Raw genomic sequence first — 17,801 nt, forward strand, 5'->3', positions numbered from 1 at the left:
AAACCGCTTGCTTGCTTTTTTAGCTTTTAACACGATCATTGAATTCCTTTTTCCTTGAGATATGCTATCCACTGCTCTTTGTATGCTTCTTGTACTTTCTCTAGCCCCGCCTGTTTGGCCTTATCCATGAAAGTGTGAAGGCCGGCTTCAACGTCTTTAATCTGGCCTGCCAGCAGCGGGAATAGATACTGCTTCTCCACTTGCTCAAGAGCCGCGCGCTCTGCTTGATATTCGGTATAGTCCTCCGCAAATCCAGTATAAATGTCGGGCTTTTGGATTTGGTCGAGCTCATCGAAAATCTTCTTAACCCCGTCATGACTAGGTTCGAACAACATGAACTCCGGGTTGCGCCATGCCCATCCATTCATGCCTTCCCGCAGAAATCCGTTGCTGTTCGCATCGCCGACCATTTTATAGTAGCCGTTTTCAGCGGTATAGTTCACACCTTCCACGCCATATTGAGTCAGAAGATTATAGCGCTCGTCTAAGACCATCTTTTCATAAAACGCCAGCGCACGTTCCGGGTTCTTACTGCTCTTCGGAATTGCAAAACCATTGTGAATAGGATGTACAGGAGTTGCATAGCCGTTCGACATTCCGAATGGCGTATAGCCAAGCTCCCATTCTGGATGAAGGGATTTCATCTTGCTTAACGTTTGATTGTAACGTGTTGGATTATCGCTTAGAATAGCCGCTGCAGTGCCGTTTGCGATTTTATCTTGGATCGATTCAGTCTCATTCAGTTCGTTTTTAGAGAAGTAGCCTTTGTCTGCCCAGCTTTTGAATTTTTGCAGATCTTCAAGATGCTCCAACGAACCCCAATAAGATACGACTTCACCTGGCGCATGGTAAGAAGCGAATACACCATAGGGCATCGGTCCAACTTCTTGCCGCTGGAAATCCAGATAAGCATCCTGCAAGGTCGCATCCACAGCAGCGCCGATGGCAACAGGCTGCAATTTAGGTTCGTTATGTTTTATTCCCTCTAGATATGCTTCAAATGTCGGAATGTCCACGGGTGTCGGCAAATTGTATTTTTTCCGCAGATCCTCCCGCCAAACAAAACCACCGGTCACATATTCCTTATAGGTAGACGGTACGGTGTAGATTTTGTCATCGATCCGAACGGCTTCCCACATCTCTTGAGGCACAAATTTTTGTAAGGCCGGTGCAGCCTTGGGCAGAAGATCATCGAGCTCTAAGAAAGCCCCTTTCTTCGCATATTGTTGATATTGTGTCCAGTCGGCAGTGAAGATCAGGTCAACCGCCTGTCCAGTGGAGAGCAACAATTTATATTTCTGATCCCAATCCGTCCATGTCGTGAAATTGAACTTTACCGTTGCGTTCAAATCCTGCAATGCCATTTCGTTAATTTGCCTCTCAATCTTAGGCAAATCTTTTGGTGCGTTGCCAAGCATATAGAACTGAAGCTCCACCTTCTTGGAAGTGTCAATTCCCGTTGTTTCAGATACTGAATTCGAAGGTGCTGTCGTGGGATTTAGCGACTTATTACTGTTACTACTGCGGCTACATGCTGTGAAGAGCAACATCGACATGATCGATAACCATATAAGGACAATCGCTTTTTTTCGTTTACTTGCCATGTTCATCCTCCTTTATTTAACTGCATTATGTTAGCTGGACTTGCCAGCTCTAACCTTTTACAGCTCCGACAGTCAAGCCTTTAACAAAATAACGTTGAATAAAAGGATATAGAAGTAGGATCGGCCCAGTCACAACGATCGCCATCGACATTTTCATCGCTTCGGTAGGTACGCCCTCAGATAATGTAACGCCGGCTCCCGCTCCAATATTCGTCAGAAATGCCGAAGTATTGATGATGTTATATAGATAAAATTGCAGCTGATATTTCGTGGGATCACTGATAAACAATGCCGATGAGAACCAATCATTCCAATAATGAAGCGCCAAGAACAAACCGATCGTCGCTAGCCCAGGAACAGCCAAAGGAAGCACAATCCGGTAATAGATGACAAAGTCATTGGCCCCATCGATCTTAGACGACTCAATCACTTCATCCGGGACAGCCGAGCTAATAAAGCTTCTCATGAGAATAATTAGAAACGGTGTCATCAAAGATGGCCAAATTAGCGCGGACATCGTATTCGTGAATTTCAAATAATTCGTGATTAGCATGTAATAAGGAACGAGTCCCCCGCCGAACAAGGTCGTGAAATAGATGAAGAACGAAAAGTAATTACGATACTTAAAATCTTTACGCTGGAGCACGTACCCAGCCATTGTAATGAGCAATAATCCAAGCGCCGTACCAGCGACAGTCACAAATATGGTTACTCCGTAAGCACGGAGCACTTCATCGGGCATCTGAAAGATGACCTTATAGCCTTCCAGTGAGAATTCTTTCGGTATTAAGCTGTAGCCCTGGGTCAGTATGGACTCATTGCTGGATAGTGATGCGGACAAGATTAATAGGAAGGGCAAGAGACATAAGATGCTTCCTGTGATAACAACGATGTAAGCGATTAAGCGGAACCATCTTGCCGTGTTGTCCTCTCTGATTTTCATGTTCTACACCTCTTTCAGAATAACGCATAATCCTTGTTTATTTTACGGATGATCGAATTGACGACGAGGATAAGTGTAAAACCGAATAGGGATTGATAGACACCCGCTGAGGTCGCCATACCCATATCAAAAGTCACGCGCAGCGAGCGGTACACATAAGTATCCAGAATATCCGTCGTGCTGAACAGGATGCCGTTGTTGCCAACCATCTGGTAAAAAAGATCGAATTGGCCTTTCATAATGCTTCCGAGCGCGAATAACAACAGGATCACAAAGGTGTTCCTTAGCATCGGCACCGTAATATGCCAAACCCGCTGGAAGATGTTAGCACCATCCATCTTGGCGGCTTCATAATACTCTTCACTGATCCCGGTAATCGAAGCTAGATAAATGACCATACTATAGCCGAAGTTCTTCCAAAGGTAGAAGAAAATAATGAAGAAGATCCATAGTTTAGGCTTGCTGTACACATCTACTGGCTCCATGCCAAGTTGCTGAAGAACCGTGTTGAGAACACCCTGCTCATAGTTGAACAAGTTGAAGACAATCACACTCAAGATGACAAAGGAAACAAAGTAGGGCAGGAAAAGGATCGATTGCGTGATTTTTTTGAACCATTTACCTTTTAGCTCGCTTAGCAAGATCGCTACCGTGATCGACAGCACATTGCCCAGCACGATGAACACCACGTTATAACCAATCGTATTGAAAGTCAGCTCCAGCAATTTGCCCGATTTCCAGAGGAATTCAAAGTTCTTCAATCCCACAAATTTCATATCGAATAGATTCGTATTGAAATCGAACTGGACGAAAGCATAATAAATACCGATCATCGGCAGGTAGTTATTAATCAAGAAGTAAAGTATTGTCGGCAACAGCATCAAGTATAGAACTTTGTGAGTATTCAGCTCATGCAAAATGCCTTTTTTCTTCAACATCAAGATCATACACCTCCTTCACGTTGTCTTGAATCCAACTATAGGAGTGGAGTAACGGGTTGAATAGTGAAAATACAGCTCAGCTCTGACATATTTGCATGGTTTAGTGTGAACAAATCTGACATTTATGTACCAGCACCAAAAAAGCGCCCGAAAAACGGACGCTCACTGATAACCTCTCTTTATCTTTGCAAGTATAATGATAATAGCCTGTCGGCTGTTAGTCCCCAAGTAAAGTTGTCAATAACATCGCTTCTTCCTCTGACTCCCATCTCCTGACCCATTTTTTTGTTTTTTCCAAGTTTTATCAAATATTGTGCAAACCGTTCAGCGCGGCTGTAATCGTCAACCAAAAAACCATTGTGTTCATGTTTAACTATTTCAGGAATGCCACCAATTTTAGAAGCAATTACAGGCAATCCTGAAGCCATGGCTTCCACATTCACTAATCCAAAAGCCTCGTGCTTTTGGGATGGGCAAACCAAACAATCCGCGATGCCATATATCTTATGAATGTTGGAGTGTTTCTGTTTGCCGAGCCACTTTACAGATACGTTTAATTTTGACGCCAAAGCTCGTAACTGCTTCACGTACGAAGCCCTTCCCCTACCAGCAATAACCACTTGAAGAGGTACCTCTTGCCCGGCATAGCTTGCCGCTTTCAACAGTACAGGTATACCCTTACGAGGAATAACACGTCCAACGAACAAAGCCGTATATTTGTCTTCTATGCCAAACTGATTTCTGTATCTGGATCGATCAGCCGTGGTTGCTGGGCAAAATCGGCCTGTATCGACGCCAAGTTCAACGGTGTGGATTTTTTGTGCAACACCTGGAAAACGGTTTACTAACTTTTGTTTCAGTGAACTGCTGTTAGCAATGATGAGCTTGGCTTGCCTCAAGTATCTTGCAACGTTATTGGCGGGTGGTACAAAGGTAAGTGAATGCAGAAATAAGGTTACCTTCATTTTTGGGAATTTCTTTTGGATGGATGCCATGTAATGAGGACGATTATCAACTTGGATGACGTCAAAAAACTTCCCCTGAATAAAATGAAGAACAGAGGCAATATAAACTTTGGAGGAACCCGATGGAACTCTGACGATAGTTACGCCGCCCTCGCTGCTTTGAGCAGGCAGCCCTTTTGAAGCTCTGCTTAAGACCGTCACCTTATGTTTCTTTGCTAGCTGTTTGGCAATAGCGAGAATGCATATTTCTACCGACCCACTTCCAGGAACAGGGATTTGCTCCGGTGCAACAATCAAGATCTTCACTCTTTCACCTCCCTCTCAGAGCATGAACTGCGCCTGCACTACTATACCTATTCAATCTTTTGGAAGGGGTATAGTCTGTTCACCCTGTTACCACCTTTTTAGCTACGTGGAAAGCAAACTGTTGTTTTTGTAAATTGTATCAATTGCCTGCTCACATAAGGGTGAGTATACATAGAATGTGAAATGGAATCGTCATGCTTCATCAGTTCAATCAGGAGGGAAATATTATAATGAGCGAAAAGAAACCGCGCAGTACTGTGGTGAGTAAATGGGCCAAGACCAAGGTGCTTGTCAAATGTAAAAAGCTTCTCCCATTTATACCGGATACCCAAAAATTCAGTGAGTCCACTTTAAAGAAAATGCTCGAGCTATATAGTATGGTATATGTTAAGCCCGAAATCGGGACTTATGGTAAAGGAGTAATACGTGCAGAACTCCTGAAACCTAATCATTTTACGTATCAAATTGAATCAACGGAAAGAAGCTTTAAGGATTATAAATCATTTTACAATTCCATACAAAATTATATTCAAAAGAAACGCTATATTATTCAGAGAGGTATTCATTTATTGAAATATAACAAACGGCATTTTGATATCAGGGTCATGGTACAGCTTAACCCGGAGGGTAAATGGGAGACGACAGGTCTCATCGGGAGGGTGGCCCATCCTAAAAAAATAGTGACGAATTATCACAGTGGCGGCACACCTATAGATATTAAACCCCTTCTTGCTGTTCACATTTCCAATTACGAAATTCAAAAAATAATTCATACGCTGAACGAGCTCGGTGAATCCACAGCAAAATCCCTTCACAAGAAATACCCTGGACTGAAGCAAATTGGATTAGATATTGGATTCGATCGTACTTGGACACCATGGATTATTGAGGTGAACACCAAACCAGATCCTTATATCTTCAACAAGTTAGCTGATAAATCAATGTATAGAAAGGTGATTCGTTACAAAAAAGCAGCGGCGAAGGTCTAGCCCCGACTAAAATTTTACAGCTGCTGAAGCACTGAAACCGTATAAAAAAGAAAAAAACCGCTTAGGCGGTTTTCCTTTTTTGCCAGGTCTTATTGAACTTAGCCGCTGCGCGCGGCCCACTTGTAAAATATAATCTATATTCTAATCTATGATAGCCGGAATAATATTCTCCTTAATGAGTGTCCAACGATCACGAGGTTGGATGATGAAATCAGAAGCAATCGCTACAACCAAATCTTTGGAAGGAATGCAGCAAATAACATTTCCGCCATCACCTAGTGCTAAATACGCAAAAACTCCATCCTCCTCACGCAACCACCATAAATACCCGTATTTATTCAGGTTCATCTCCACGGATTCCTGAATCCAGGTGCCGGAGATCACTTGCCGATGTCCCCATTTTCCCTGATGAAGATAAAGATGACCAAAACGAGCCATATCCCGTGGCGTTAGCGTTAGCCCCCATCCACCTGCAGTAATGCCCTTTGGATCGTTAACCCATCCTTTCACATGAACCCCGAATAAGTCATCAAATCCAAATGATTTCATGTTATAGTCCTGAATTTCCTTCATGCCGATTGGTTTAAATAAGTATTCGTTGGCGAACTCGCGTGCACTTATTCCGGCGGCGCGAGTAATGATGGCGGAAAGCAGATGCGTCCCTGCCGTAGAGTACTTAAAAGACCCGATGCTTCCTTTTTGTCCTAACATATCCAGCGTATATTCTGTCCAGTCCGGATGCATGCACATTTTGTCCAGTGGTTCCTGCCAGTCTTCAAATGCATAAGGAGCCGTCATGTTGAGCAAATGTCGTAACGTAACTTCACGTTTTTGCCGAACCGCAGCATCCGGGACATATTCCGGGAAAAAATCCAGCACGTGCTGATCAACACCTATAATATATTTAGCATCTATGGCGATGCCAATGAGCGCGGACAATACGCTTTTCGTTACCGATGTCACATGGTGCGCATCCTCCGGACCGTAGCCATTATAATATTGTTCAAATGCAATACGTCCATTTCTCACCACGACAATACCATTAATGTTACTATACTCTGATGATATGATCGTCTCTATCTCTGACAACCGAGTTGAATCCATTCCCAAAGAACTGGGTTCCAACACTTCCCACTCCGCAGTAGGCCAGTAGCTGTTTTGCATCAGGGCATCCCTCACAATTGGATATATTTTATTGGAAAATAAACTTCGGTAACCACATCCATAGGCTCTGCGGTTTGATTAGGGTCAGTTACATACACCTCATAAGGCGAATTAACTAATTCATAACCTTCGATCTCGATCCATTCCCGCAATTTGGCATAAACTGACGTCAGTTCGGAGTATGCACCCTTATATACAGATTTTGCACACAAGCCGCCTGGCAATTCCCTCGACCCGTTTATAGCTTCATTAATGGGGATGGCAAACTCGGTATCATTGCCAGCAGGATCATATTCGGCGCTATGATAGATCGTCATTGGTTTGCCCAGCAGGGTGAGCTTTTCTGTAGCAATCTTTTTATATAACATGCTAAAAAATTTACCATATCCTTGAGCATAATCATTGCTACTCATCGTCCGCCGCAAAGAAAGGATCTTCATCGGCTGAGTCTCAACAAGCTTTACTTTTATATTGTCCAGATATGTCATCAAAGGGATGCCCTTCTCTAAGCTGGAAATATCATGGGTCATTTGTTTAAGAACCAGCTCAACAGCATTTAATTTCTCCTGCATTTCCCTCCTCTTGCTACTAAGGGCGGAGCGAAGCTTCTCTTCAGATTGGTCTTCTTCCCATTCCAGTATAGTTTTAATTTCTTCCAGGGAGAAATGATAGGATTTTAAACGATTAATAAAGAGCATCTTTTTTAGTTGGTGAATAGAATAATACCTATACCCATTTTCATGGTTAATCTCATCAGGGTTAATTAATCCGATTTCGCCGTAATAGCGAAGCGTTTTGGTCGATACGCCGCAGATCTTAGAGAATTCTCCTATCGATAACAAGATGTCACCCCCATTCGTCCTAGAATATTACTACTTTGATTATTTCCAACCATACACCTTCCCCTAGGGGCAAAGTCAACATGTTCTAGCGGGCGGGTTAGTGAAGCAATACTTTTCACGATCGGCATCAAAGAAGCTGGTAAATCATGGGCTCTCCTAATAGTGAAACTTTTCTAAAAGATAATAGCCACGAGCAACATAAAAAGAGGCTGTGTCATGCCAGCCTCTTGTGCCTATCATAAAAAGTACTTAATTCTGTTTTTTGTGTCATTTCATCACTTTTGACGGCCAGTTGCCGTACCAAGCATAGCCTGTCCTTCTTTCTTTCTCGATATCGCTAAGCTTATACTTCACTACACCGTCACGGCCTACGAATATCGGCTTGTTTGTACCGATCTCATAGAAGCGCGCCCAGATCGGTGTCTTTACGCTGGAATCTTTCACGACAACGACGTCACCATTTGTCTTATTGACTTTAATTCCGGTAATTTGAACCGCTTTGAACCAATCTTCAGCTGCTTTAATGGACGTCGCAATCTTCGAATTTGAAGGTCTGGTCTTGAGGAATTTTACGATTGTAGCACTTTCCGAAGCACTTAAGGAAGGCACCTCGTAAGCTCTTGCTCCCGCTGGTTTCAAAGTGGATGAGTCATACTGTTGGCCCCATGCAGTCAGCTTACCATTCACCACGACTTGAGTCTTGAGAATGCAGTCAACACCTTTATCAACGGCCTGCTTGCTTTTTTTCGCTAGACTGTTGTCCACAAAAGAGAAATCACCTTTCTTCTTCGCAACTTCATCGAGTAAGATCATAACATTGATCATGGCATCATCATTATAAGTAATATGTTTATGGTAGCCGGAGCTTTTATAGACTTGCGGCCAGCCGCCATTGGAATATTGCATATTGATCAGGAAGTTAATACCTTTAACGGCTGCGGCTGAATATTTGCTATCCTTTGTCTTCTTGTATTCGCTCGCTAATCTTCTAATCTCTGAGTATGTAGCCTTATTATCAATCGTTGACTTGGCCCACTCCCCCTTAGTTACAGCGTAGTCCTTCCTCCATCCGCCATCTTTCTGTTGATTTTTTAGAATTTCAGAAATACTTGCTGTTGTACCAGATGCGTCTGCAGCTACTACAGTTGCAGTAGGATGTACCAAGACTGCTGGTACCGATAATATCATTGTGAATGCTAGAGCTAAAGATATTGTTGTCTTTTTCATTCGTAATCTCCTTCTTCTCTGTTATGCTAGTATGATAAGAAAATGAAATTAAATGATGTTTATGCAGCCCCCCTGACCAAAAAATAATTCCACTAAAAAGGACACTATATTGGATAATTTACCAATAAGCGAAATTTTATATTAAACTTATCCAGTTTATTTGTCAAATAGTGGAGGCGGTCTTCGCTTCCAAATAAAATTTACTATCAAATAGCTTATAAAATTTTCATAGAGGCTGGAAGCAACATGGTATCTAGAGAGCAAATTGAATTGCATCAAATATGGATTTATATGGCTCATCGATGGGGGAATCTGGCATATCCCTTATTATTTCAACACACTGGATGGCCAGTTGCCGTACCAGGAATAACCCGTTCTTCTTTCTTGCTCAATATCGCTAAGCTTGTACTTTACTACACCATCGCGACCGACAAAAATCGGCTTATTCGTGCTCATTTCGTAAAAACGGGCCCAAATCGGCGTAGTTACGCTAGGGTCGTTCACAACAACAACGTCATCGCTTGTCTTGACAACTCTAATGCCGGTAATTTGCACGGCTTTGAACCAATCTTCAGCTGCCTTAATAGAGGCTGCAATTTGTGAAGTAGAAGATCTCGTTTTTAGGAACTTCACAATCGTAGTGCTTTCTTTTGCGCTTAAAGACGGAACCTCGTAGCTTCTTGCCCCTGCTGGCTTTAAAGTCGAAGAGTCATGCTGCTGTCCCCACGCTGTTAGTTTACCGTTCACAATGATTTGGGTTTTAAGGATACAATCAACCCCTTTATCGACAGCTTGCTTGCTCTTGCTAGCTAGACTACTATCCACGAATGAAAAATCTCCTTTTCGGTTCGCGATTTCATCCAGCAAAATCATAACGTTGATCATGGCATCATCATTATAAGTAATATGTTTGTGGTAACCGGAGCCTTGATAAACCTGCGGCCACCCACCATTGGAATACTGCATGTTAATTAGAAAGTTAATCCCCTTAATGGCCGCGGAAGTATATTTGTTATCTCCGGTTTTCTTATATTCGGCCGCCAATCTGCGGATTTCCGTATATGTGGCCTTGTTATCAATTGTTGATTTGGCCCACTCTCCGCTCGTAACGGCGTAGTCCTTCTTCCACCCGCCATCACTCTGCTGATTTTTTAAGATATCGGCAATGCTAGCTGTCGTACCAGAGGCATCTGCAGCGACAACAGTTACAGCAGGTTGCAGCAATACTATAAATACGGAGAGAATCATGGAAAAGGCCAAAATCAAAGATAACGTTGTTTTTTTCATAGCTAAGCTCCTTATCAAATATTTGTCACCTAAATGGAAGCGCTGCCAATAAGTTATTTTTATTCTAAACTATCCCACTCGAACTTGTCAATTATTTCCTGTCTATCGTTTGACATCTTTTTTGGTAATTCTCGTCAACTCGCCTATTTTTTTGAATATACTGCTTTCATGTTGGTTAAGATATTCGTAACCACTTTAAGGAGGTTTTCATTTTGGGAGAGAATAAAAATATAAAGGCTTTAAACGAACAAGATGTAAGCCGCGAGATACTGACAACACGTCAAGGCCATCCTGTAAAAGATAACCAAAACATTCGAACAATCGGGAATCGTGGCCCAGCCACACTGGAGAATTACCATTTTATTGAGAAGATTTCCCATTTTGACCGAGAAGAGGTCCCGGAACGCGTTGTTCATGCTCGCGGAACTGGAGCTTTCGGTTATTTTGAAACTTACGGAAAGGTCGGAAATGAACCGGTCGAGAAGTATACTCGGGCAAAAGTATTCTCCGGCGCTGGAAAAAGAACACCGTTAATGGTTCGCTTCTCTACAGTAGCAGGAGCAAAAGATTCGCCGGAAACCGCACGCGATCCCCGCGGCTTTGCTGTAAAGATGTATACAGAAGACGGTAATTGGGATCTCGTTGGTAACAATCTAAAGATTTTCTTTATCCGCGACGCGATGAAATTTCCGGATATGATTCATGCATTTAAAGCGGATCCCGTGTCTAACGTGTCGCATCCTCAGCGGATGTTTGATTTCGTCTCACGTTCCCCCGAAGCAACACATATGATTACTTTCCTGTTCTCTCCTTGGGGTATTCCCGCAACATACCGTCATATGCAGGGTTCAGGCGTTAATACCTACAAATGGGTCAACGACAAAGGCGAGGCTGTGCTAGTGAAATATCATTGGGAGCCTAAGCAAGGGATCCGAAATTTGACTCAGGAAGAAGCTAATGCCATTCAAGCAAAAAACGTTGGTCATGCGACACAAGACTTATTTGAAGCAATCGATCGTGGCGATTACCCAGAATGGGAGCTCTTTGTTCAAATCATGGAGGATGGTTATCACCCGGAGCTTGATTTTGATCCCCTTGATGATACGAAGCTATGGCCGGAGGATCTATTTCCATGGCTGCCTCTCGGTCGCATGGTTTTGGATCGTAACCCCGTGGACTTCCACGCAGAAATTGAGCAAGCTGCCTTCGGTACCGGCGTACTTGTTGATGGAATGGACTTCTCCGATGATAAAATGCTTCAGGGTCGTACCTTCTCCTACTCAGATACCCAGCGCTATCGCATAGGTGCAAACTATTTGAAATTGCCTGTGAACGCGCCGAAAGTGCCTGTTCGTACGAATCAACAGCGAGGTCAAATGGATATACGCGATCCGAAAGAATCTGGAGAGAACCCGCATATTAACTATGAACCCTCAATGATTGGCGGCTTTCAGGAAGCAAATATGGAAGATCGTCCTCAACACCGCCCGGTGTATAATGCGGCAGCAATGAGTGCGCCGATCGATCGTCCGAACAACTACGGGCAAGCGGGCAATACATACCGGAGCTTTGAAGATTGGGAACGCGATGAGCTGATCAAAAACCTGTCCGAAGCGCTTGCGGTATGCGACAAACGAATTCAAGAGGCTATGATCGAACACTTCACCCAAGCCGATGAGGAGTATGGCCGCCGCGTGAGGGAAGGTATCGATAAAATTATGAAAAAGATGCAGGAATTGAAACAGGATAACCAGCTACCTGGCCGTGAGGCCGGCAAATCGAAATTTGGTCAAGGCTCCTTGGCTGCGAACGAAGCCACCAAAGAGGCCGTGGAGAAAAGCCACGAAGCTGATCCATACTAGATTAATCTTAATGAATGAACATCCTCGCTGCCATTCGCAAGCGGTAGGTTGATGTGGAATAGTGTCGGGTACTTCGCGCTTGTAACAAGCTCTATCGAACCCTGGTGACGTGCGATGATTTTCCTGCAAATTGCGAGTCCCAGTCCTGTACCATCCTTGTTGGCTGAAGTACCTCGCACAAATTCCATGAACAGCTCTTCCCTTTCCTGCTCCGTAAAACCGACACCATTATCACCAAAGCTCAATACCGCGCTTCCGGCTCTTTTATCGCAAGAGACATAAAGCTCTGTGCCCTCCGGATTATATTTCAGCGCATTGCTGATTAAATTGCCAACAACGCGATTCATTTGCATATGGTCGATCATTACATATAGTGGGGTCTCAGGAATTTCGGCTCGCAATCGGAATCCTGCATGTTCAATTTCAGTGTAAAATTCGGCCATTGCTTGCTGATACCATTTGGTCAAGTTGACTACTTGCAGATCTAGGCTCAGATGATGATCGTCTAATTTTGCCAGCTCGAATAGATCTTGAATCAGCTTGCTCATGTAAGAGGATTTACCATGAATGTACTGCACATATTTGCGCCGCTCCTTTTCGTCTGATAATGGATGGTCGAGAAGAAGTTGCGAATAGCCCAGAATAGACGTTATCGGCGTCTTCAAATCATGCGATAAATGCAGCAATAGATTTTGCTTATGTATTTCGGCCTTTTCCTTATCGGCAGATGCCTGCTGTAATCGTTCAGCCATGCCATTGAAAGCATCACGAATCTCAGCAAACTCTTTTTCCGCTTCGAAATCTAGCCTTGTGCCATAATGAAGCCGTTCCATCTTCTTAATGCCATCAATGATTTGCTGCAGTGGCTTTTTCATTTGCCGAACTGAATATTGTGTGTAAAAATATAAGCCGGTCATAAGAAACACGATGAGAGAAAACAAAAAAATACCAAGTGCGAGAATTGAATTTAACGTCCTTTCGGGAATTTTCCATAACAAGACATAGGTCTCTCCGCTGGTCGCTGCAACCGAATACGCGTGGTAGATCGTGGAATGCCCGCTACGGTAAAGATCCATTTCAGCAAATAGGCGATCATTCTGGTAGGAAACAATATCATCCAGCTTCTCCCCTTCAACCGCTACAATATTCCCTTCTTCATCCACAAGCTCAAGCCATCCGCCATATTGTTCGGGCCAACTACCGTTAAGTTCGCCGCTTGAACTATAAAGATCTGCAGAGTTGATTTGTTTAAAATCAGGAGACTTCTCAATAAAGTGATTCATGATAAAATCCATGTTAATCAAGGACACCGCGATGACCGCCAGCATAAGACCGACTATGGCCAAATAATTGAACAAAAACATCCGTTTCAGCGGCCGCTTGCGAGCACAATACTTATCTTTTTTCAAAACGGTAGCCGAGCCCCCTAATCGTTACGAGATAGGAAGGCTTTCTAGGGTTGTCTTCAATTTTGTCTCTAATCTTGCTAACATACACCATAATTAAGTTCTCATCTCCCATGTATTCCTCTCCCCAGACCTGCTCATAAATATGTGCCTTCGTAAACACACGTCCTGCATGCTTCATCAATAAAGCTAAAATTTTAAACTCATAGGATGTCGTATCCTTCTGCAATCTGCTTTTATATAGCTTACAGCTTAGCAGATCCAACGCCACATCGCCGATTTCGATAAGCTCCGGTTCTTGACGCTCCGCAAGCGCATATGATTCCGTACGGCGAAATATGGCCTGAACCCGGCTCACAACTTCTAGTGGATTGAATGGTTTACTAATATAATCGTCCGCAACGAGTTGCAGACCGTTAATTTTGTCCATATCGCCGGATTTGGCAGATATAAAGAGAAAAGGAACATGGGAGTTCTGCCGCAAATTCCGAAGCAATTGGGTGCCGTCCATCTCAGGCATCATAATATCAGCTAGAACAAGATCAATCTGCTTTTTATGGAAGATATCGAGTGCTTCCTGTCCGTTAGCCGCTTCATATGTCACGTACCCGTAATTTTTTAGGTAAATGGCAAGCAGTTCACGAATCTCCTTTTCGTCGTCAATAATTAAAATTACCTTGATCACAATCACCTCTTGCCTATTCATTTAACATGATATTCCCTTTTGCTGGCAAAGAATCCTGCTAACAAAAGGGAATATGCGGATCAAAATAAGTTATCTGCAAACTTCGATAATACAGCGGCTGCCTCCTTCCTCAACATTGCCTCCTGCGACCGATAATCGACGGCCCCGTGAGCTTTCTCGGTTATATCAGGGCCGTATAGACCTTTTGCTATAACATACTTCACTCCCTTTTGAGCCCAAGAATCTGTTGTTCCGCTAAGTTTCACTTCCTCCGGAGCTGCTTTAAGATGAATCGAGGCCAAATTCCAAACGATCGTCGCCGCTTCACCCCGAGTTATCGGCTGCTCCGGTGAGAAGCGATCGCTGCCAGAACCTTTGATTACACCGAACTCATAAGCAGCTTGGATTTCCTTGGCATAGGGACTTATTTGTACGTCTGAAAATACTGGGGCCTGTCTGGATGGAGCAATACCCGCCCAACGGATGAACCAGGCGATGAACTCCCCTCTTGAAATCGGTTTATCGGGTTCAAAAGCTGCCTCTTTGCTCTCTTCCCCGATGACTTCCAACTGTCGCAGGTGATAGATATAAGGCGCATAAGGGTGATCGTCCGCGATATCAGGATAAGCGGATGGTGGCTGCAGCTTAATTGACCAGCTATCCGACTTCTGATCATAGTAAATGGCTTTTACGGTTCCGTCTTCATTTAAAGCGAATGCGGCTTTTACCCCATTCTCGTCCTCAAACAACAACGGTTCGATCTGACGTAGACGGCGCTCACCCAGTGGATCCGTGGCGATCAGCATGCCTTTATCGGCTTGAATGCGAGTTGTCCACATGCGATTGCGCAGATCACTGTAGACACCTTCGAATTGAGTCAGAGAAGATATTTCGGGAACTTGCTTCGAACCAGCGGAGGGCTTCTCAGGATAATAATGATCCATAAAAGCATCCAATAACGAAAGGCGAAGCTCAAAGTCTTTATTCACATTCACGTAAAGGCCAACATTCTCGTCTGGCAGCAGCCACATAGCGCTATGGTATCCAGGTATATCCCCCCCTTTCTCTACTACGTTGCGTCCGTTATAGATTTGCTGGTTGGAATATTCAAATCCATATGCCATATTAGGTAGCTTGGAATGAATAGCCAACTGAGGCGATATCATCTCGGCTGCCGTTTTCTCCTCTAAAACTTGTTTGTCGCCAAGCTTACCGCCGTTCAGGTAAGCCATCATAAGCTTCCCCATATCTGTACCCGTAGAGAACATGCCGCCCGTGGGAAGAACTGTCGGTACCGTGGCATAATCAGCAATCTGCTCACCCATCACATTATAAGGCACAGCTAACTGCTCTTTGACTTTGGCCGTAAATCGGAAGTCGCTGTTTGTCATTCCGAGCGGGTGAAAGATATGCTCACGTACATAGTCTTCAAAGGGCTGTCCCGTCACCTGCTCAATAACATATCCCTGCATGGTGAAACCAAGATTATCATAAGAATAGTACTTACCGGGCTCACGAACGACCGTGGGAATGCTATTCTTGATAAAGCTTGTTAAGGAAACTTCCCGATTCAAATCTGCCGTAGTCAATTCGGAGGTATCCCCATAATCAAATCCGGTGCTGTTTGTCAATAAATTTCGCATGGTCAACGGAGTACCTGTTTGATTGGGAATCCGAACACCACCCAGGTATTCCGATAGGTCAGCATTTAAATCAATCTTCTCTCGCTCGGCGAGCTGCATTACTGCCATTGCGGTAATCACTTTCGATGCCGAAGCGATTCTAAAGACGGTGCGATCTGGTTCTACGGGCAACTTCCGCTCCATATCGGCATACCCATATCCTTTCTTAGCGAGCATCTTCTCACCTTTTACCACAACGACTACAGCTCCAGCCAAATTCTCCTTGATTTCAGATTCTGCGAAGAAATTATCAAGAAACTGGGCTACTTCCTGCGGATCCTGTGGCCCCTGTTCCAATGCTGCAGCTGTGATGCCTGGGACTATCCCTCCTCCCCCAATTGCATTCGCTAATATTACCGCTCCCAAAGCAACGATGGCTTTGGCCCGGACCACACGCCATTTGTTCATTATTTAGTTCTCCTCTCACTATTATTTGTACAACGCCAGTATAAGCGGCTAATCTTAATCCGCTTTTTATACAACCTTAATGTAAAGTGAATGATTCTATATGAAAAGTTATTCCTTCATATTTAAATGGCATGTCTATGATGAATTACAAGCTTGAAGCTATTTTAGGTAGAGGTGATTAGCATGATCCACAATGTTATTTAAAGCATGGATTGACTACTTTGTTTCATAGGATATTAAAAAGAGATTCTCGTGAGCAGGAGGGTTTATTATACGGGTAAAAGTTCGAAGCGGAGATACGCTCTGGTATTACAGCCAGCTTTTTAATTTGCCTTTACGTCTTGTCATCGATTCAAACCCCGGGCTGGACGCTGCTAATCTTAACCCTGGTCAAGAAGTTGACATTCCTGGCCTGGTGTTTATTGACTATCAAGTAAAGCTTGGCGACTCGGTCTGGAGACTCTCCAGGGAGCGGGGATACCCTCTCGATGCGATTTTATTGCTAAACCAATCGGTAAATCCGAACAATTTAGCTGTAGGTCAGCAGCTTCGGCTTCCGCTCAAAGTCACTTGGTTCGTCGTTGACGTACAGCAGCCTTATGATTATCAAGCGCTTCGCTCCGACCTTAATCGTTTAATCGATATTTATCCCTTTCTTAGACAGCGGAATATTGGAGCCTCCGTCATGGACAAACCGATCCCGGAAATCAGAATCGGGCAAGGAAGCAGGAGTGTTCACGTAAACGGCTCATTTCATGCGAATGAATGGATTACGACACCGGTATTAGTTAAATTTTTAAATGAATATGCACTTGCACTGACAAATAGCGGCGGTATTCGCGGACTCCTTATGTATCCATTTTATGAGCTGGTTACGTTATCTCTAGTACCTATGGTCAATCCTGACGGGGTGGATCTTGTCATCAATGGCCTTCCGGCAGATGAGCCTTATCGCAGTAATGTCTTGTCCTACAATGGTGGCAATACTGATTTTCGGGGATGGAAAGCGAATATTCGCGGTGTCGATCTGAACGACCAGTTTCCCGCTCTTTGGGAACTAGAGGTGGCTAGGAATCCAACAACGGAACCAGGCCCGAGGGATTATCCAGGCACGGCGCCGCTAACCGAACCGGAAGCCATCGCTATGGCTGAATTAACGCGGCAAAGTAATTTCGCACATGTGCTTGCTTTCCATACCCAAGGCAGGGTGATTTACTGGGGCTTCCAGAACCTGGAGCCGCCCATTTCCGAAACGATGGTCAATGAATTTGCCAGAGTAAGCGGCTATGAACCTGTACAAACCATAGAAAGCTATGCAGGCTACAAAGACTGGTTCATTCAAGATTGGAGACGCCCAGGATTTACGGTTGAACTTGGACGGGGCGTGAATCCACTACCCCTTGGACAATTTAATGAAATTTACGAAGAAAGCCTGGGCATACTCTTGGCCAGCTTGTATTTGTAATTATTGTCATTTCTAATGGATTCCT

General features: G+C 43.9%; 14 protein-coding genes. 3 read left to right on the top strand and 11 right to left on the bottom strand.

The window, feature by feature from the left end; all coding sequences use genetic code 11:
- Nucleotides 1-35 precede the first annotated feature (35 nt).
- The 4 genes from EIM92_RS16545 to EIM92_RS16560 all read right to left on the bottom strand — a co-directional run bounded on the left by EIM92_RS16545 (nt 36) and on the right by EIM92_RS16560 (nt 4,759).
- The gene (locus tag EIM92_RS16545) at nt 36-1,610 is read right to left on the bottom strand and encodes an extracellular solute-binding protein (protein WP_425464161.1); all 1,575 of its coding nucleotides are present in this window, start codon (nt 1,608-1,610) and stop codon (nt 36-38) included.
- A gap of 43 nt (nt 1,611-1,653) precedes the next feature.
- On the bottom strand, nt 1,654-2,547 hold the full coding sequence (locus EIM92_RS16550) for a carbohydrate ABC transporter permease (RefSeq protein WP_125083583.1): 894 nt from the start codon (nt 2,545-2,547) through the stop codon (nt 1,654-1,656).
- A gap of 14 nt (nt 2,548-2,561) precedes the next feature.
- Nucleotides 2,562-3,485 (bottom strand): ABC transporter permease, encoded by a 924-nt coding sequence (locus EIM92_RS16555; protein ID WP_125083584.1) that lies wholly within the window; start codon nt 3,483-3,485, stop codon nt 2,562-2,564.
- A gap of 182 nt (nt 3,486-3,667) precedes the next feature.
- Nucleotides 3,668-4,759, bottom strand: a complete 1,092-nt coding sequence (locus EIM92_RS16560; RefSeq protein WP_125083585.1) for a glycosyltransferase family 4 protein — start codon at nt 4,757-4,759, stop codon at nt 3,668-3,670.
- Between the two features lie 230 nt (nt 4,760-4,989).
- On the opposite strand from EIM92_RS16560, the gene EIM92_RS16565 reads away from it, so the two are divergent.
- Nucleotides 4,990-5,748, top strand: coding sequence for a YheC/YheD family protein (locus EIM92_RS16565; protein WP_125083586.1), 759 nt, complete (start codon nt 4,990-4,992; stop codon nt 5,746-5,748).
- 141 nt (nt 5,749-5,889) lie between these two features.
- On the opposite strand, the gene EIM92_RS16570 is transcribed toward EIM92_RS16565, so the two are convergent.
- From EIM92_RS16570 to pelA (EIM92_RS16585), 4 genes are all read right to left on the bottom strand, one after another.
- The gene (locus tag EIM92_RS16570; RefSeq protein ID WP_125083587.1) at nt 5,890-6,912 is read right to left on the bottom strand and encodes a serine hydrolase domain-containing protein; all 1,023 of its coding nucleotides are present in this window, start codon (nt 6,910-6,912) and stop codon (nt 5,890-5,892) included.
- Between the two features lie 11 nt (nt 6,913-6,923).
- Nucleotides 6,924-7,754: a MerR family transcriptional regulator gene (locus EIM92_RS16575; protein ID WP_125083588.1), complete on the bottom strand. Its 831-nt coding sequence runs from the start codon at nt 7,752-7,754 to the stop codon at nt 6,924-6,926.
- A gap of 267 nt (nt 7,755-8,021) precedes the next feature.
- On the bottom strand, nt 8,022-8,981 hold the full coding sequence (pelA, locus tag EIM92_RS16580; RefSeq protein WP_125083589.1) for a pectate lyase: 960 nt from the start codon (nt 8,979-8,981) through the stop codon (nt 8,022-8,024).
- Between the two features lie 327 nt (nt 8,982-9,308).
- A complete protein-coding gene (gene pelA, locus EIM92_RS16585; protein WP_125083590.1) occupies nt 9,309-10,268 on the bottom strand; it encodes a pectate lyase in 960 nt (319 codons plus the stop codon).
- Nucleotides 10,269-10,480: 212 nt separating this feature from the next.
- Here pelA (EIM92_RS16585) and EIM92_RS16590 point away from each other — a divergent pair, with 212 nt between their 5' ends.
- Nucleotides 10,481-12,130, top strand: coding sequence for a catalase (locus EIM92_RS16590; RefSeq protein WP_125083591.1), 1,650 nt, complete (start codon nt 10,481-10,483; stop codon nt 12,128-12,130).
- Here the strand turns inward: EIM92_RS16590 and EIM92_RS16595 are convergent.
- The 3 genes from EIM92_RS16595 to EIM92_RS16605 all read right to left on the bottom strand — a co-directional run bounded on the left by EIM92_RS16595 (nt 12,127) and on the right by EIM92_RS16605 (nt 16,311).
- Nucleotides 12,127-13,539 carry a HAMP domain-containing sensor histidine kinase gene (locus tag EIM92_RS16595; RefSeq protein ID WP_246021025.1) on the bottom strand — a complete coding sequence of 471 codons (1,413 nt, stop codon included), beginning with the start codon at nt 13,537-13,539 and terminating at the stop codon, nt 12,127-12,129. The two genes, EIM92_RS16590 and EIM92_RS16595, sit on opposite strands and share 4 nt — an antisense overlap.
- On the bottom strand, nt 13,526-14,218 hold the full coding sequence (locus tag EIM92_RS16600) for a response regulator transcription factor (protein ID WP_246021437.1): 693 nt from the start codon (nt 14,216-14,218) through the stop codon (nt 13,526-13,528). Before EIM92_RS16600 ends, EIM92_RS16595 begins: the two co-directional genes overlap by 14 nt.
- A gap of 83 nt (nt 14,219-14,301) precedes the next feature.
- Nucleotides 14,302-16,311, bottom strand: coding sequence for a serine hydrolase domain-containing protein (locus tag EIM92_RS16605; protein ID WP_125083593.1), 2,010 nt, complete (start codon nt 16,309-16,311; stop codon nt 14,302-14,304).
- A gap of 271 nt (nt 16,312-16,582) precedes the next feature.
- On the opposite strand from EIM92_RS16605, the gene EIM92_RS16610 reads away from it, so the two are divergent.
- Nucleotides 16,583-17,776 (top strand): M14 family metallopeptidase, encoded by a 1,194-nt coding sequence (locus EIM92_RS16610; RefSeq protein ID WP_125083594.1) that lies wholly within the window; start codon nt 16,583-16,585, stop codon nt 17,774-17,776.
- Nucleotides 17,777-17,801 lie beyond the last annotated feature (25 nt).

Source organism: Paenibacillus lentus, from assembly GCF_003931855.1.
GTDB lineage: Bacteria > Bacillota > Bacilli > Paenibacillales > Paenibacillaceae > Fontibacillus > Fontibacillus lentus.

What these genes read in the sequence shown, in the direction of transcription:
- EIM92_RS16550 (WP_125083583.1), bottom strand. Translation starts at nt 2,547, where the DNA reads ATGAAAATCAGAGAGGACAACACGGCAAGATGGTTCCGCTTAATCGCT.
- EIM92_RS16565 (WP_125083586.1), top strand. Translation starts at nt 4,990, where the DNA reads ATGAGCGAAAAGAAACCGCGCAGTACTGTGGTGAGTAAATGGGCCAAG.
- EIM92_RS16570 (WP_125083587.1), bottom strand. Translation starts at nt 6,912, where the DNA reads ATGCAAAACAGCTACTGGCCTACTGCGGAGTGGGAAGTGTTGGAACCC.
- pelA (WP_125083589.1), bottom strand. Translation starts at nt 8,981, where the DNA reads ATGAAAAAGACAACAATATCTTTAGCTCTAGCATTCACAATGATATTA.
- EIM92_RS16555 (WP_125083584.1), bottom strand. Translation starts at nt 3,485, where the DNA reads ATGTTGAAGAAAAAAGGCATTTTGCATGAGCTGAATACTCACAAAGTT.
- EIM92_RS16545 (WP_425464161.1), bottom strand. Translation starts at nt 1,610, where the DNA reads ATGAACATGGCAAGTAAACGAAAAAAAGCGATTGTCCTTATATGGTTA.
- pelA (WP_125083590.1), bottom strand. Translation starts at nt 10,268, where the DNA reads ATGAAAAAAACAACGTTATCTTTGATTTTGGCCTTTTCCATGATTCTC.
- EIM92_RS16605 (WP_125083593.1), bottom strand. Translation starts at nt 16,311, where the DNA reads ATGAACAAATGGCGTGTGGTCCGGGCCAAAGCCATCGTTGCTTTGGGA.